Origin of the sequence: Planomicrobium stackebrandtii (assembly GCF_030814955.1) — a bacterium.
Lineage (GTDB): Bacteria > Bacillota > Bacilli > Bacillales_A > Planococcaceae > Planococcus > Planococcus stackebrandtii.
Genome location: NZ_JAUSWB010000001.1, coordinates 351511 through 368537, shown reverse-complemented (window position 1 = coordinate 368537; position 17027 = coordinate 351511). Strand labels below are relative to the sequence as shown.

At 45.8% G+C, this 17027-nt stretch carries 14 protein-coding genes and 1 other RNA gene; 13 read left to right on the top strand and 2 right to left on the bottom strand.

The window, feature by feature from the left end:
* Positions 1–5 precede the first annotated feature (5 nt).
* Genes QOZ98_RS01915 through QOZ98_RS01890 form a run of 6 tightly spaced genes read left to right on the top strand, consistent with a single transcriptional unit; the run spans position 6 to position 4751 of the window.
* Positions 6–482 carry a cell wall elongation regulator TseB-like domain-containing protein gene (locus QOZ98_RS01915; RefSeq protein ID WP_308785856.1) on the top strand — a complete coding sequence of 159 codons (477 nt, stop codon included), beginning with the start codon at positions 6–8 and terminating at the stop codon, positions 480–482.
* 15 nt (positions 483–497) lie between these two features.
* The gene (locus tag QOZ98_RS01910; RefSeq protein WP_308785855.1) at positions 498–1688 is read left to right on the top strand and encodes a pyridoxal phosphate-dependent aminotransferase; all 1191 of its coding nucleotides are present in this window, start codon (positions 498–500) and stop codon (positions 1686–1688) included.
* 31 nt (positions 1689–1719) lie between these two features.
* Positions 1720–3015 carry an asparagine--tRNA ligase gene (asnS, locus tag QOZ98_RS01905; protein ID WP_308785854.1) on the top strand — a complete coding sequence of 432 codons (1296 nt, stop codon included), beginning with the start codon at positions 1720–1722 and terminating at the stop codon, positions 3013–3015.
* Between the two features lie 28 nt (positions 3016–3043).
* Positions 3044–3745 (top strand): DnaD domain-containing protein, encoded by a 702-nt coding sequence (locus QOZ98_RS01900; protein WP_308785853.1) that lies wholly within the window; start codon positions 3044–3046, stop codon positions 3743–3745.
* 12 nt (positions 3746–3757) lie between these two features.
* Positions 3758–4438, top strand: coding sequence for an endonuclease III (nth, locus tag QOZ98_RS01895; protein ID WP_142826427.1), 681 nt, complete (start codon positions 3758–3760; stop codon positions 4436–4438).
* The gene (locus tag QOZ98_RS01890; RefSeq protein WP_308785852.1) at positions 4413–4751 is read left to right on the top strand and encodes a YpoC family protein; all 339 of its coding nucleotides are present in this window, start codon (positions 4413–4415) and stop codon (positions 4749–4751) included. The genes nth and QOZ98_RS01890 overlap by 26 nt, the downstream gene beginning before the upstream one ends.
* A gap of 47 nt (positions 4752–4798) precedes the next feature.
* On the opposite strand, the gene QOZ98_RS01885 is transcribed toward QOZ98_RS01890, so the two are convergent.
* Positions 4799–7618 (bottom strand): PBP1A family penicillin-binding protein, encoded by a 2820-nt coding sequence (locus tag QOZ98_RS01885; RefSeq protein WP_308785851.1) that lies wholly within the window; start codon positions 7616–7618, stop codon positions 4799–4801.
* Between the two features lie 34 nt (positions 7619–7652).
* Positions 7653–8264, bottom strand: a complete 612-nt coding sequence (gene recU / locus QOZ98_RS01880) for a Holliday junction resolvase RecU (protein ID WP_308785850.1) — start codon at positions 8262–8264, stop codon at positions 7653–7655.
* A gap of 377 nt (positions 8265–8641) precedes the next feature.
* On the opposite strand from recU, the gene QOZ98_RS01875 reads away from it, so the two are divergent.
* The 7 genes from QOZ98_RS01875 to QOZ98_RS01845 all read left to right on the top strand — a co-directional run bounded on the left by QOZ98_RS01875 (position 8642) and on the right by QOZ98_RS01845 (position 17022).
* Positions 8642–9010, top strand: a complete 369-nt coding sequence (locus tag QOZ98_RS01875; protein WP_308785849.1) for a YppE family protein — start codon at positions 8642–8644, stop codon at positions 9008–9010.
* The gene (locus QOZ98_RS01870) at positions 9003–11273 is read left to right on the top strand and encodes a DEAD/DEAH box helicase (protein ID WP_308785848.1); all 2271 of its coding nucleotides are present in this window, start codon (positions 9003–9005) and stop codon (positions 11271–11273) included. The genes QOZ98_RS01875 and QOZ98_RS01870 overlap by 8 nt, the downstream gene beginning before the upstream one ends.
* Before the next feature lie 6 nt (positions 11274–11279).
* Complete coding sequence (locus QOZ98_RS01865) at positions 11280–12527, top strand: ribonuclease H-like domain-containing protein (protein WP_308785847.1); 1248 nt, start codon at positions 11280–11282, stop codon at positions 12525–12527.
* A 64-nt stretch (positions 12528–12591) separates the two neighbouring features.
* Positions 12592–12885, top strand: a complete 294-nt coding sequence (gene gpsB, locus QOZ98_RS01860; RefSeq protein ID WP_006829902.1) for a cell division regulator GpsB — start codon at positions 12592–12594, stop codon at positions 12883–12885.
* Between the two features lie 48 nt (positions 12886–12933).
* Positions 12934–13313, top strand: an RNA gene (gene rnpB, locus QOZ98_RS01855) — RNase P RNA component class B.
* Positions 13314–13928: 615 nt separating this feature from the next.
* Positions 13929–15065, top strand: coding sequence for a THUMP domain-containing class I SAM-dependent RNA methyltransferase (locus tag QOZ98_RS01850; RefSeq protein WP_308785846.1), 1137 nt, complete (start codon positions 13929–13931; stop codon positions 15063–15065).
* A 49-nt stretch (positions 15066–15114) separates the two neighbouring features.
* Entirely contained in the window at positions 15115–17022 is a 1908-nt protein-coding gene (locus QOZ98_RS01845; RefSeq protein WP_308785845.1) for an ATP-dependent DNA helicase, read from the top strand.
* Positions 17023–17027: the final 5 nt, after the last annotated feature.

Genomic DNA, 17027 nt, shown 5'->3' with positions numbered 1-17027 from the left:
ATGAAATGAGACAATGGATTACATTCATACTCGGGTTTTTGTCGTTTTTGGCAGTTGCCATTATCATTCTGGTTTTGTATGTTGGCAATAAACCCTATTCAGAAACAGAACAACAAGCCATCGACCGCGCGAGAAGCGAGCAGTTGATCGAAGAAGTGGAACGGGCGTATGTCTACACCAATACCTCGGCATCTGTTACCGTTCTTGGAACAAATAGCGCAGGTGAGTTAATGGCTGTTTTTGTTCCGGAAGGCGATGGCGAAATGCTGACCACTCCGTTAGAAGACAAAATAACGGCACAGCAGGCGCGTGAAATGGCTCTTGCAGAAATGGATGTCAAAGATATTCTTCATACTAAACTCGGTATGGAAAGCGATGGTCCCATGTGGGAAATTGCATTTTTGAATGAAGAAGAAAGTTTGAATTATGTTTATCTGTCCGCGAGTGATGGTACTTGGTGGAAACGAATATTGAATTTGTGAAAGGGCGGAATAAATTTGATCAATTTAGCAAATCGTGTGCAAACCTTAACACCTTCTACAACATTGGCAATTACTGCAAAAGCGAATGAGTTGAAAGCTCAGGGAGTGGACGTCATCGGCTTGGGGGCCGGTGAACCGGATTACAACACACCCGCAAACATCTTGGACGCGGCTTACCAATCGATGAAAGAAGGCAAAACCAAATATACGCCTGCTGGCGGCCTGCCAGCATTAAAGAAAGCCATCATTGAGAAACTGCAGAGAGACCAAGGGTTGAACTACCAGCCAAGTGAAGTAATGGTCGGCATTGGTGCTAAACACGTGCTGTATACCTTATTCCAGGTATTGCTGAACGAAGGCGACGAAGTGATTATTCCGATTCCGTATTGGGTCAGCTATCCGGAACAAGTTAAATTGGCACAGGGCGTTCCCGTATACATAGAAGCGACAGCCAGCCAGGAATACAAAGTCACTCCTCAGCAATTGAGAGAAGCTGTGACGGACCGGACAAAAGCTGTCATCATCAATTCTCCGAGCAACCCGACAGGCATGATCTATTCCAAAGAGGAGCTGGAGGCGCTGGCAGAAGTTTGCCGCGAATCTGATATTCTGATCGTTTCAGATGAAATTTATGAAAAGTTGATCTATGGGGATGTTGAGCATACGTCCATTGCGACTCTTTCAGACGATGCGAAAAACCGCACCATCGTCATTAACGGTGTGTCAAAATCCCATTCGATGACCGGATGGCGCATTGGCTATGCAGCCGGCGATGCTAAATTGATCAAAGCCATGACTGATTTGGCGAGCCATTCCACGTCAAACCCGACAACCACCTCGCAATATGCGGCGATTGAAGCCTACAACGGCCCACAGGACACCGTAGAGGAAATGCGCCAAGCATTTGAAGGACGCTTGAATGAGATCTTTCCTAAACTGCAGGCGATTCCAGGCTTTACGGTTTTACGTCCTCAAGGTGCATTTTATCTGCTGCCGGACGTTTCCGAAGCTGCAGCGAAAACCGGCTATGCTTCGGTTGATGACTTTGCAACGGCTTTATTGACAGAAGCGAATGTAGCGGTCATTCCGGGGTCAGGCTTTGGCGCGCATTCGACGATTCGCTTGTCTTATGCAACCTCGCTTGAAATTTTGACGGAAGCCGTGGAACGGATCCATCAATTTGTGACATCAAAATGGAAAGACTAAGACCACACTATTCTTTGGAGGCTATCGCTGGATGAAAAAAATTACCATTGCCGAAATGGCTAAATATAACGGACAAACAGTAAAGTTAGGAGCTTGGATCGCCAATAAGCGTTCAAGCGGGAAAATTGCATTTCTTCAGCTGCGCGACGGTTCCGGATTTGTACAGGGTGTTGTCGTAAAAGCAGAAGTAGGCGACGAAATTTTTGCAGCAGCCAAAGCGTTGACGCAAGAAACTTCGCTTTATGTAACAGGAGAAGTGAAAGAAGATGAGCGTTCAGCATTTGGCTACGAGCTTGCTGTGACGGGCATTGAAGTGATCCAGGAAGCAAAAGATTTCCCCATCACACCAAAAGAGCATGGAACAGAATTCTTGATGGACAATCGCCATTTGTGGCTGCGTTCACGCAGACAGCACGCGATCATGAAAATCCGCAACGAAATCATTCGGGCAACATACGAATTCTTCAATGAAAACGGTTTTGTGAAAGTGGATCCGCCAATTTTAACCGGTTCATCTCCGGAAGGGACATCCGAGTTGTTTGCAACAAAATATTTTGAAGAAGACGCATATTTGTCGCAGTCTGGCCAGCTTTATATGGAAGCTGCTGCAATGGCGCTTGGAAAAGTATTTTCATTCGGTCCAACTTTCCGTGCCGAAAAATCGAAAACTCGCCGCCACTTGATCGAATTTTGGATGATTGAACCTGAAATGGCCTTTATGGAGCATGCAGAAAGCTTGGAAGTGCAGGAGCAGTATGTTTCCCATATTATCCAATCCGTATTGAAAAACTGCAAATTGGAATTGGAACGTCTGGAAAGAGACGTATCGAAACTTGAAAAAATAAAAGCGCCGTTCCCGCGCGTTTCTTATGACGATGCCATCATATGGCTGAACGACAATGGCTTTGACGATATCAAATGGGGCGAAGATTTTGGTGCACCGCATGAAACGGCTTTGGCAGAAAGCTATGATATGCCGATCTTCATCACCAACTACCCAATCGGCATCAAGCCATTCTATATGCAGCCGCATCCAGAACGCGATGATGTCGTCTTATGTGCAGACATGATTGCACCGGAAGGCTACGGGGAAATAATTGGTGGATCTGAACGAATCCATGATTATGACTTGATGAAACAACGTATCCAGGAACATGGCTTGGATGAAGACGCTTATGCTTGGTATTTGGATCTCAGCAAATACGGAGCGGTTCCGCATTCCGGATTTGGTTTGGGCCTTGAGCGGACGGTTGCTTGGATCAGTGGCGTTGAGCACGTCAGAGAATCGATTCCGTTCCCTCGACTATTAAACCGTCTATACCCTTAAAATAAATGAATGGAAAGGTGGTTGGGATATGAAACAACCTAATCGGCTGCAAACGTGGATCGAGCAGGGGAATGTTAACATTTCCCAGCTTTTTTTTCAGTTTTATAAAGAACTGAAGATTACAGACGAAGAAGCCATGCTGCTTATGCACATTCAGGCATTTCAACAAACAGGAAACCAGTTTCCGACGCCTGATGAAATTGGTGCGCGCATGATGACTTCGCAAAAAAGCGTAACGACCATGCTGCAGAAATTGATGCAGCAAGGGTATTTGGCCATCGAACAAACAACAGAGAATGATGTACTGACAGAAATCATTTCGCTTCAGCCTTTATGGGACCGTTTGCTGGACTGTGTGTTCAAAGAACAGCATGAAACGAAAGAAAACACCCAAAAGGATCTGGAAGGGGAAATCTTCCAATTGTTTGAGCAGGAGTTCGGGCGATTCCTGTCACCCATGGAAATCGAAACTATTTCCATGTGGATGGACCAGGACGGGCATACGCCAGATGTAATCCGAATGGCGCTTAAAGAAGCAGTTATTTCACAAAAAATCAGCCTGCGTTATGTAGACCGAATCCTATTTGAATGGAAAAAGAAGAATATCAAAACTTCTACACAGGTAACTAAACATGCAAGTTCTTTCAGAGAAAAAAATATCCGGATTCAGCCGACAGAGAACGTTGCAAAAAAAGTTCAGTTTTACAACTGGCTGGAAGACCGCAATTAGAAGGTGAAATAGATGATGTCGAAAAAAGAATGGCTTGCTTGTTTGGAAGAGATGGACGCAATGTTCCCCGATGCCCATTGTGAATTGGTCCACCGCAATCCGTTTGATTTATTGATTGCGACGCTCCTTTCGGCACAATGCACGGACAAGCTGGTGAACCGGGTAACTGCTGATTTATTTCAGAAATACCATACGCCTGAGGATTATGTATCGGTTTCTTTGGAAGAACTGCAGCAGGATATCCGATCAATTGGTTTGTTCCGAAACAAGGCAAAGAATATCCAGGCACTCAGCCAGATCCTGATTGATGAACAAGGCGGTATTGTGCCTGCTGATCGAGATCTCTTAATGACGCTTCCGGGAGTCGGAAGAAAAACAGCCAATGTGGTCGTGTCTGTTGCTTTTGGAATTCCAGCTTTGGCAGTGGATACACACGTGGAACGTGTCGCCAAACGCCTCGGCTTGAATAGATGGAAAGACAATCCGCTTCAAGTGGAAGAAACCATTATGAAAAAAACACCCGCAGACGATTGGTCGAAAACACATCATCAAATTATCTTTTTTGGCCGCTATCACTGCAAATCACAAAATCCGGGATGCCACATCTGTCCATTATTCGATCGATGCCGAGAAGGACAAAAACGTGAGAAAAAAGGGCTTATTAAACATGAAATCGTCACAGAAGTTAACTAAAGAACAGCTCGATCCCTACTTTCTGGAATGGGATCGGATTGCCAAAGATTTGGCTCTTCTGCATAGCCAGCGGAACAAGCGTTCAAAAGAGGTTATACAGGCTGGTATTGAGCTGTACTATCAATTGCTGGCTCATTGCCGCGAAGCGCTGCAGGATAGCGGATTCCAGCCGCTGAACGGTTCGGAACGCCTGTCGTTTGTCGAGTCATCCCCAGGAACCTATGCTGCTTACCGTCAATTGGATGAATTGTTTACGGAACTGAAGAAGACTATAGCCAGAAAGAGAATCGATCTCAAACGTTTAAATGAATAGCATGGCAAAACCCCCGAATGCGTTGGCATTCGGGGGTTTTTGATGGTTTAGTTATTTTCTTCATTTTCTTCATTGTCAGCATCGCCATCTTGGCTATCATTACTGCCATTGTCGTTCTCGTTGCTGCTCTCGTTTTCATTCTCTTCGGCAGAGTTGCTATTGCCATTGTTGCCGTTATTACCGTTATTGCCATTGCTGTTCCGATTTTCACTGCTGTTTACAGAAGGTGTTTCGTTTTCTTCTTCTTCAGTTGGATCTTCAGGAACATCAATTGGGTCTTCGGCCGGTTCTTCTACAACAGGTTCATCAGCCGCCGGTTCTTCCTCAGCTGGCTCTTCTTCTGCTGGTTCTTCTTCAGCTGGTTCTTCTTCGGCCGGTTCTTCTTCGGCCGGTTCTTCTTCAACCGGTTCTTCTTCAACCGGTTCTTCTTCAACTGGCTCTTCTTCTGCTGGTTCTTCTTCAACCGGCTCTTCGGCCGGTTCTTCTTCAGGTTCCTCAGGAGCGGCAGCAACTTCTACTATAGTCGAAGCTGGATCGCTTCGTTGTGTGCTATTGACCGCAACGACACGGAACGTATAGTTCTTTCCTTCTTCAAGGCCATTAAATGTATAGGACTGGCTTGAAGAAGTGGTGAGAACTGAACTCGATCCATCGACCTCCACGGACACTTCGAATGATACATCGTCATCCCCGTAGTTCCAGGATAGCTGAGCTGAGCTGCCTTGAACGTTTGCGCGCAATCCGCTTGGTGTATCCAAATCTTCTACGACATAGCGCTGTGAAACTGAATTTGGTTCAGTGCCACGTGCAAATAGTTCAGAGCTTCTCATGTTGTATGGAGTAAAGGCACTAGCCAATTTCAATGGATCAGAGCCTACTTCAACAACTTGCTCGGTTACTGATTCCGGTTGCTGGAAGCGAGCAGTTTCGGGTGAGGAAATTTCGGACATGACATTTTTAAACAGACGCTGAGCTAACAGGCGTTCGTTTGAATCAGTATCAATCGGTGTTGACCGATCGGGATAACCGCTCCAAACCGAAATCGAATAATCCGTTGTGTAGCCAGCAAACCACACATCCAGCGCGGAGCTGGAATCTAGTCCATACTTTTCGAGATCTTCAAGTGAGTAGTTGGTCGTACCAGTTTTACCGGCCATATCCAGTCCATTGATGGCGACTTCTTTGCCGGTAGAGCCAGGCACGTTCAGGTCTACAACATCTCTAAGAATATCTGTGACCATGTATGCTGTACTGTCTTTCATTGCCTGTTCCGGTTCAGGTGCTACAATTTGTTCAGTCGAGCCATCGCGGAAAACAATTTTTTTGATGGTATGCGGCTTATTGAATTCACCTTGGTTGCCGAATGCAGCATAAGCACCTGCCATTTGGACTGTAGAGAAGTTAGCAGATCCTAATGCTGTAGATTCATAAATGTTTTCCATATCGAGTCCAATATTGCTCATGAATTCGCCGGCATCTTCTGTGCCGACTTCCTGCAAGGTTTTAACTGCAGGAATGTTGCGGGATCGGTAAAGTGCTTCGCGGATGGTCATCGTTCCAAGGAAATCACCGTCGACGTTGCGAATTTCCTGGTCGTTGTCTTCATAGGAATAAGGTTCATCGACAACCGTTTGGCCAGTAGACCAATCCAAGTATTCGATGGCAGGTCCATAATCCAATAATGGTTTAATGGTTGACCCGACAGACCGGTCTGTAGCTGTTGCATAGTTGTGGCGGACATCACCCGAGTATTCACGGGCCGCACCAACCGCGCTGATTCCGCCAGTTTTGGTGTCTACAACAGTCATGGCAGATTCGACATTGTCATCAAAAAATAAATCAGAAGCCATCGCTTCGTTTACTTTTGTTTGGACATAAGGCTCCAATGTCGTGTAAATTGTCAAACCTTCATCAAGCGAATAGTCGCCTTCAAGTGTATCAAGTTCATCCTCGACCATTTCCATAAAGGCGGTGTATTCGGCATTTGGTGTTTGCTGTTGGCGTTCGCCTTCAGGCACCAAAGAATCGATTACTGGCAGCGCTTGTGCCTGTTCTTTTTCTTCTGTGCTAATTTTTTCATGCTGATCCATCAGGCTCAAAACGACATTTCGGCGTTCTTCGGCACGTTCTGGATTTTTGAATGGGTTATAGCCATTCGGGCTTTGCGGCATTCCGGCAAGCAAAGCTGATTCAGCAAGCGTCAGCTCGCCGAGTGGTTTGCCGTAAAAATATTCTGAGGCTGTACCGAATCCGTAGATATTGCCGGACATCAGTATTTTATTGAAATACATCTCGAATATTTCTTCTTTTTCGTATTCTTGTTCGAGCTTGTATGCCAGGTAAGCTTCTTGTGCTTTTCGTTTTAAGGTCTTGTCATTAGTCAGAAACGAATTTTTAATGACTTGCTGGGTGATTGTGCTGGCACCTTGTGAACCAAAGCCGCCAGTGATATTGGCAATGACTGCACCGCCCAGGCGGATAACGTCAATTCCGGAGTGTTCGTAGAACCGGTTATCCTCCGTTGCTAAAATAGCATCTTCCATCGTTTTTGGAATATCTTCATAATTGACGTATTCCCGATTTTCTGAGGTGATGTAGGGAATTTCTGTTTCACCATCTGCAGCATAAAAAGTTGGGCTGATCGGATCGCGAAGAAGTTCTTCATCGATTTCCGGGGCACTGCTGGCATAGAAGGCAAACAGGGATGCTCCAAAAACAAACCCTGCAATCCCGATTGCCACCAGTGCAAGCAGGATGCGTTTTATCCAAGTCACTGCAGGTGATTTCTTTTTCTTTTTATTGGTGGTCTTCTTTTGGCGTTCAATTGCTTTTCGGCGTTCTTCACGCGAAATTTGCTTATCGCTCAAGTTCGGTTCCTCACTTTCATATATATGATGGTGCTTAAAGCTTGTTCAGAAGAGGCAAATAATTGATGCGAGGAAACGCTCCAGGTGTTAGTTCAAATGAAGTTTCTTCAATTTCCTGCAAAGTAACCGATTTTCTTCCGCCAGTCAACATCCGGTTCCAGAACACTTCGAGTTCTCCGTAAGGCATGATGAAATACCGCTGCCAGGATGAAAAACGGATGATCATAAACGCCACTCCATTTTGTTTGACCACTTGGGACATATGATGGATTTGGTGATCATGAATGTTCTTCAATGGAAATGAAGTTTTGCTTTCTGTTTCTTTCGCCTCGAAGTCAATGTATTTTCCATTCCATACACCGTTGTAATCTGTTGTGGAAGGGGACTGGAAATAAGCTTCCCGAATGACGGCAGCACTTCTGGAAGGATACTCGACTTTAACGATTTGCAGAGGCACGGGCTTTTTATGGATGACTGCTAATCCCAACTGAAGATAATAATCATTGGTCTCGTTCAACTCGTCCTCTAATGTCTTCCCGCGGTTGCTGAAGGAAAAATCCTTCTTGTTTTTCTTGGCCGTTTGTTGTTTGGCAGGCTGTTCTTTTGAAGGAACAAATTTTTTTCCATTTGGATAATTGATTGCCATTGTGATACACCTCGCTTACTCTATCATATCACAAGCTTTTAGACGACTGATATGATGAAAGGTTTCAACAATTTAAGTCGGAAAAATGACGTCTAAGAATTCCAGCCTCATAAAGTTCCAGAAAACAATGGTTCTTGCATAGTTGTATAAGATCCATTTCGGTGGAAGCCTTCAGCTTGCCCTATTTTCCCGGACATCGGGAAAACTGAGCATCTTCCTTATACTTCCCTAAAAACTAAGTGATGAATCCAACTTCTGTATGTTCTCTAATAATAACGGATTTCTTAAGCTGTTCCAAATGGGAAGAATGCTTGTTCGATAAAAGTCGTGCCGTATTGGCGAATATGATAAACTAATGGCAATGGAGGGGTTGCAAAATGACAGTTAGAGAACTCTCTTCTGCATTATACGACGAATGCGGAAAATGCCAGGACCGTTTTTTTGAAATGCGTGAAACGGATGCGGTTCCGGATTTTTATGAAGATGTTAAACCATACGCAGATTACTGGCACGGCAAAATAAATGAATGGCAACAAGAATCATTGCTTTATATTCAACAGGAGCGGCCGAAGTATGTCCACAAGCCGACAATCGACACTGCCGCAGAAGGCATGGCACAATTTTTTGTTCAGAGCTTTTATAAGGAGACCAGCAAAAAACGTTTTATCCAGACGATCCAGGCCGCCCAATACACGCTTCAGACTTTTATGCTGGCCATAGATGAAAAGAGTGCTGAGCATGATTAAGCGAAAAAAACTGCCTGAGTTGATGAATGAATGGAAAACAGAACCGGACATGATGGAACGGATTGTCCACTGGCATACGCGGCAGGAAAAACCTGCACAATACGCTGACTTTCCTCCGGAGATGCATGGCAGCCTGAAAGCAGCATTGCGGAAAAAAGGCATTGAACAATTATATACCCATCAGCGCGAAGCGTTTGATTTGGCAACCTCCGGCAATTCGTTTACCGCGGTTACCCCAACAGCATCGGGCAAATCCTATTGCTATCATTTGCCCGTGCTCCACAAAATTTTGAATGATCCGGGCGCACGCGCTTTGTACTTGTTTCCCACAAAAGCATTGGCGCAGGATCAGAAAAGCGATCTGCATGATTTGATTGAGAAGACGGAAGAAGAGATTTTGTCTTACACGTATGATGGAGATACTTCTCCTGCAATCCGTACTAAAGTGCGCAAAGCCGGACAAATCGTTATGACAAATCCGGACATGCTGCATTCGGCCATCTTGCCGCACCATACAAAATGGGTCTCTTTATTTGAGAACCTTCATTATATAGTCATCGACGAGCTGCATACGTACAAAGGCATATTCGGGACGCACGTAGCCCATGTCATCCGCAGGCTGAAACGGATCTGCGAATTTTATGGCAGCAACCCGGTTTTTATCTGCACTTCCGCAACAATCGCCAATCCTAAAGAGCTGGCAGAAAATTTGACGAACAGTACTCATAAGCTAATTGACCAAAACGGTGCACCTTCGGGCAAAAAACATATTGTTTTTTACAATCCGCCAATTATTCACCCGACTTTTGGCGTCCGCAGAAGTGCAATACTGGAAGTCCGCGATTTGGCCACCCACCTGATCAAAAACGGCATTCAGACGATCGTTTTCGCCAAGAGCCGGGTTCGCGTCGAAATGCTGGTAACGTATTTGCAGGCCATCACCAAAATGAAACTGCAGGATGATTCGATAAAAGGCTATCGTGGAGGCTATTTGCCGACAGAACGGCGAGCTATTGAAAAAGGTTTGCGCGATGGTTCAATTCAGTGTGTCGTGTCCACCAATGCTTTGGAACTTGGCGTCGATATTGGCCAGCTTCAGGCATGCATCATGACGGGCTATCCCGGAAATATCGCCAGCGCCTGGCAGCAGGCAGGCCGGGCAGGACGCCGCCAGGATGAATCACTGGTCATTTATGTGGCGCAATCAACTGCCCTGGACCAATACATCATCAACCATCCGGAATATTTGCTGGACCAATCGCCGGAAGAAGCCCGCATCCATCCGGAGAACATCATCATCTTGATGGACCATCTGAAATGTGCTTCTTTTGAACTGCCATTCCGCATCGACGATCAGTACGGAGAATTTGAAGTGCAGGAACTGCTGGAGTATCTGCAGGAAGAAGGGGTGCTTGTCCGGACCTCAGATCGTTGGCATTGGATGAGCGACCGTTTTCCGGCGCATGACATTTCCCTGCGCTCTGCTTCACAGGAAAATGTCGTCATCATCGACCAGTCAGTTCCTGCCGATACACGTGTAATTGGCGAAATGGACCGCTTTAGTGCAATGACGCTGCTGCACGAAGAAGCAATCTACCTCCATCAAGGGACGCAGTTCCAAGTGGAAATCTTAGACTGGGAAGAAAAGAAGGCCTACGTCAGGGAAGTCGACGTCGATTACTTCACAGATGCCAATCTGGCAGTGGAATTAAAAGTCATGAGCGAAGACAAAGATAAGATGATGAACAGTTCAGAAGTTTTCTATGGCGATATTGCTGTACTTGCCATGCCGACGATATTCAAAAAAATTCGATTTGATTCGCATGACAATATTGGCTCTGGCCCGATTTCGTTGCCGCCAGAAGAGCTTCATACTTCTTCAACTTGGTTAAGTTTTACGAAACCGGCGGATTTTTCGGAATCAGAGCTGTCTGATACGATGACCGGAGCGGCATATGCAATCGAATCGTTCATTCCCGTATTTGTTCAATGTGACCGTCGGGATGTCCATGTCGTGCCTCAAGTGAAGTCGCCGCATAACGACATGCCGTCGTTTTTTATACACGATTCCTACCCAGGCGGCATCGGCATCAGCGAGCGGATTTATGATTTGTGGAAGCCCTTGCTCGATAAAGCGCAGCAGCACGTCTCAGAATGTCCATGCCTGGATGGATGCCCATCATGCATAGGGGCACAGGATGCAGCCATCAGTATGAAGAGCCACGTAATTCGGCTATTGGATGAGCTTCGCAAAGAGGGGTGAAGAAGAATGTCATTTGAAAACAAACTTCTCCAAATGAAAGGCATGCTGAAAAAACAGCCGCCCAAAAAACAGCAGCCCAAAGCGGCAGAGCGGCCGCTCCATGAAAACAAGTGGAATGGGATCGGACTGGAGTTGGTCGAAAACAAATTCGGCTACGTATTCCAAAAAAAAATCATCTATCCTTTTGATACCCGGCATGGTTCAGTTGTGTTGAATGAACTGGACCCGGTGCTGAAGGCGTGGCAAAACACAGATTTTGATCATCCTTTCAAGCTCAAGGAACAGGACCCACTTGTTTTTTTTGATACAGAAACCACGGGCCTCAGTGGAACCGGTGCGTATATCTTTTTGATTGGCCTGCTCGTAAAGCGCAGCGACCATTTTGAAATGATGCAGTACATCATGCCGGATCCTTCCCATGAAGCGGCGTTTCTGTACGAAACCGGGTTGTGGAAAACGGACGATCCGATCATTTTTTCTTATAATGGCAAAAGCTTTGACTGGCCGCAGCTGACGTCCCGCTGGACCATGCACCGAAACATTCTTCCGAAGCTTCCGGTTCCGCGTCAAATTGATTTGTTTCATGGCACAAAGCGAATTTGGAAAAATGAGCTGGCACGGATGAAGCTCAGCACCATTGAAGAAGAAAAGCTTGGTTTTACACGGCAAGGGGATGTGCCTGGCTACTTGATCCCTGCCATTTACCTCGATGCTGTGAAAAGCGGGTTTCCCGAGGGATTGGCAAAAGTGCTGTATCATAACGAGCTGGATATCCTGTCGCTCGTTTCGCTGTATGTGCTGTCATCCAATTTGTTGATGGAGGACATGGAGTCGGAAACGAGCGGAGCCTATACAAATATCGGCAAATGGTATGCAGACTTGAGACAGTTTGACCAAAGTGCAGCATATCTCGAACATGTGACAGTGGAGCGCGGCGCTTCCTCGGCGTTGGCTCGTTATTTGCTGGCCATTCAGAAAAAAAGGGCAGGCAAGCACGAAGAAGCCGTCAAGTTGTTTAAAGAAGCCGCACCTCACTTACGCGGCAGCATTGAAGTGGAGGCATGGATACATGCTTCTAAGCTTTACGAGCATCAATTGCGCGACCTGGACCAAGCGATCACTATGGCCGGTTTTGCAAAAGAAGCGAGCGAGCATACAAAAGTACGCCATTCCCTCATAGAAGATATCTTCAAAAGGCAGAAGCGCCTGGAAGAGAAAAAGAGAAAAAAACGCCCTGAAGTTGCTGAGAACTAAGCACGGCAAATCCACCTTATGCTATACTTATCATAAGGTAGCTTTTTATGGAAGGACGATTGGAATGGACAATAAATTTACATCAAAGGACATTTTAGAAAAAGATTTTAAAACGGCAATGCGCGGTTACAATCAGGATGAAGTGGATCATTTCCTGGACGAAGTCATTCAGGATTATGAAGCTTTCGCGAAGCGAATTGAACAGCTGGAAAACGAAAATAAACGCTTGCGCATGGAACTGGAAGACACGCCAAGAAAACAGGCGACACCGGCACCCGGAACAACAAACTTCGATATTCTGCGCCGCTTGTCCCATCTTGAAAACCATGTATTCGGCAACAAGTTGGACAATAACTAAAACAATTGTTTTATTGTGCCAAATAACGTATACTAGTAAAGCCATTTGAAATTCTGGCAATCGCTCTGGCATTTATGCTGGAGAGGAAAGTCCATGCTCGCACGGTTCTGAGATGACCGTAGTGTTCGCGCCCAGTGAAACAATAAGTTGGGGCAGCTAGCAATAGCTGACGGCGGGTAGAACGCCTAAGTCTTCGGATATGGCCTAAATACCCTGAAGGTGCCACAGTGACGGAGCTGTATAAGAAATTATGCAGGTGGAACGAGGTAAACCCCGTGAGCGAGAAACCCAAATTATGGTAGGGGCACTTTTCTGAAGGAAATGAACCGATGAAGAGGCAAGCGCAAGCTTGCAGATAGATGGTTGCTGTCCACTAGTACGAGGTGCAAACCGCTTGAGTACGTGGAAACAAAACATGGCTTATAGAATTTCACATGGTCTTAAAATGCTTATCAAAGGCTCTCCTGTCGGGGGAGCTTTTCTTCATATTATGAGTCGAAATGTTAAAAAGTATAGATTTTGAAGAAATCGTTTCAGGCGGACGCTTTCCGCGGGCGAAGCGTTGAGCCTCCTCGTCGCTTCACTGCTCCAGCAGGAAAGATATTGGGCGAAGCTAGCGAGACCAATGTCTTTGCGACGAAGCTAGCGCAGCGATGCAGGAGCACATGTTTGCCCTTCGCCGCCTTCCACTCTTTCTTCTAAGAGATATCCAGAGAATACAAACTTAAATGTTTTGCGGAATAACCTACAAGATTTATAAAATTTTCTTCCTTATTTTTCTGATTTAAAAAGATATGGAGCACACCAACGGAGACTCCCGCGGTATAGCGAAGTGCCGAAATCCACTCGGACAGCAAGTTCGAGTTAGTTCGGCGCAAGCCCGCAGGAAAGCGGAGTTGGTTTGCGGAATATCAACAGCAGAAAAGGAGTTAATATTAAAAAGAGATTAACCTATACACTGAAAATATATAGGTAGGTCAATTGACCACCAATAAAACAAACACCGAAATCTGAAATAGTGAACAACTGGAGAGGGAGTCGTTATGACAACATTTAAATTGCTCGCAACTGCCGCGATGGGCCTGGAGTCCATTGTAGCCAATGAAGTAAAAGAACTGGGGTATGAAACCCAAACAGAAAACGGCAAAGTGTTTTTTGAAGGAAATGAACGTGATATCGCCAAAACGAACTTATGGCTGCGGACAGCTGACCGCGTCAAGATCATTGCCGGTGAATTCAATGCTTACACGTTTGATGAATTGTTCGAACGCACAAAAGAAATCGAATGGGAAAAATTCCTGCCGGTGGATGCTGAATTTCCGGTACAAGGGAAATCGGTTAAATCGACCTTGCACAGTGTGCCAAACTGCCAGTCAATCGTTAAAAAAGCGATTGTCGAACGCTTGAAAAAAGCATATCACCGCAATTCCTTTTTGGATGAAACGGGACCGCGCTTTAAAATCGAAGTGTCGATCCTAAAAGACAAAGTGCAATTGTCCATCGATACAAGCGGAGCAGGGCTGCACAAACGCGGCTACCGTTTGGACCAAGGGGAAGCACCTTTGAAAGAAACTTTGGCTGCGGCTTTGGTGAAATTATCGAGATGGACGCCTGACCGTCCATTCGTGGATCCGTTCTGCGGTTCTGGTACGATCGCCATTGAAGCGGCGATGATTGGCCAAAACTTGGCGCCTGGCTACAACCGCGATTTCGACAGCGAAGAATGGCCATGGATTGGCCAGAAAATTTGGGATGAAGTCCGTGAAGAAGCGGAAGAGCTGGCAAATTATGATCAGCCCCTAAATATTCTTGGCACAGACATCGACCACCGCATGCTGACAATTGCGGAAGAAAATGCCCGGGAAGCCGGCTTTGCCGACTTGATTCAATTCGAGCAGCGCCAAGTGAAGGATTTCACCACCACAGAAGAAAACGGCGTTGTCGTTGGAAACCCGCCTTATGGGGAACGTCTTGGTGAAATTGAAATTATTGAAGAAATGATTGCGGACATGGGACGCGTATTTGCGAAGCATCCGACATGGTCCATCTACATGTTGTCATCGATGGGGCGTTTTGAAACCCTATACGGCCAGCCGGCCACGAAAAAACGCAAATTATTCAACGGATTTATCCGCACGGATCTTTTTCAATTCTGGGGAGAACGTTCAAAAAATAAATGAGACGAAACGGGAGGGCAATGGCTCTTCCGTTTCTCTGTGAGGAGAGTTTATGAGACAGCCACTACCATTTCCTTTAACAAAGGACAAAACTTTCTTTGAATCACTCAATGACTGGATCGGCGATGTATTTTACGATGAATTGCCTGAAAAAGGCTATGACCTGCGCGACGAACAAATTTTCATGTCTTTCCAAATCGAGCAGGCATTAAAAGAAAAAGCAGTGCTGTTTGCTGAAGCAGGCGTTGGCACGGGGAAAACGATGGCTTATTTGCTGCCAGCGATTGCGTATGCTCGCTATACCGGCAAGCCGGCCCTTATTTCATGTGCGGACGAAACCTTGATTGAGCAATTGGTCAAAAAAGGCGGGGACGTCGACCGGCTGAATGATTTATTCGATTTGAATCTGGATGTCCGTTTAGCGAAGTCACGCGATCAGTATTTGTGCCTTCAGCGCCTGGAAGGGGCTAAAAAGCGCAGTGATGCTGATTTTCTGGATGACATTGAATTTAGTCTTCCGGAATTCGTCAACAAAACTTACTCAATGCAAAACACGTATCCATACGGCGAACGCTCAAGCTACCCGGAAGTAACGGATGAAGAGTGGCAGCAAGTCAATTACCACCCCATTCAAAACTGCAATGCCTGCGAACTGCGCAATAAATGCGGACAGACCATCCACCGCAACCATTATCGCCAAGCAACAGATTTGGTTATTTGTTCACATGATTTCCTAATGGAGCACATTTGGACAAAAGAAACACGCAAGCGCGAAGGCCAGACACCGCTGCTTCCTGAGTTCTCTCAAATTGTGCTTGATGAAGGCCATTTGCTGGAATTCGCAGCACAGCGAGCCTTGACCTATGAAGTGCAAGAAAGCACGCTGCAGGACGTCACGGAAAGCATTTTGTCCGATGGCATGCGCGAAAAAACTTTGAACATGATCGAGCAGACGATCGATCTTCACAACGAATTTTTCCGTCTGCTGCGGATCCACACAGTCAAAAGCGCTGAGGACCGCAAAGCCATCACCAAGGATCCGGAATTAGTTCATGTCGGCAAATTGCTGATTCGCCACATCGATTTGATGATGGAAGAATTCGTCTTTGAAGGCGAGCTGTTCACTATTCCGGAATATGAACTGCGGCTGGCTGAAGAGTATTTTGAACAATACACATTCTCCATGCGTTTGTTCGTAGAAGAAGGCGACGCTGTCACGTGGTTGGAAATAAAAGATGAAATCGAGACGCTGGTCATCATGCCGCGCCTTGTTACCGATATATTGGATGAAAAGTTGTTTGACGGAAAGATTCCTATCATTTTTTCTTCAGCTACTCTTTCCATTCAAAAAGATTTTACGTACCTGTCAGACAGCCTCGGCATCGATAAATACCAGTCGTTTTCTGTACCGTCACCATTTGACTATGAGGATGTCATGAAAATCTTTAAGCATCCCTTGGAGCAAACCCAGAAGTTTGAACGGGTTTATGATTTGTTCAGCACAGGCGACCAGTCGCTCGTCCTGTTCACTTCGAAAATGGAAATGGACAATTTCAAAAAATCACTTCCATTGGATCATCAATACACCATTGAATTCGAAGGGGACCGCGAGCTGTCGACAGTGGTAAAAGAATTCCAGGAAGGCAAGTTCCAGATTTTGTGCTCCTACCATCTATGGGAAGGATTGGATTTGCCGGGTGAAGCATTGACGAAAGTTATCATCGTCGATTTGCCATTTCCACCGAAAGATCCTGTTTTTGATGCTAAACGCAAGTTCAGCAACAATCCTCTGGAAGAAATCGATTTGCCATTTATGCAGCTGCGCATTCAGCAGGGCATTGGCCGCTTGATCCGCACATCAAATGATTACGGCGAAATCCATCTGTTGCTCAATGAAGACGAATTGCGTGTCGAACATCTATGGGAAACAATTCTGCCAGTTCCTGCTGAAAACTTTTAAGAGAC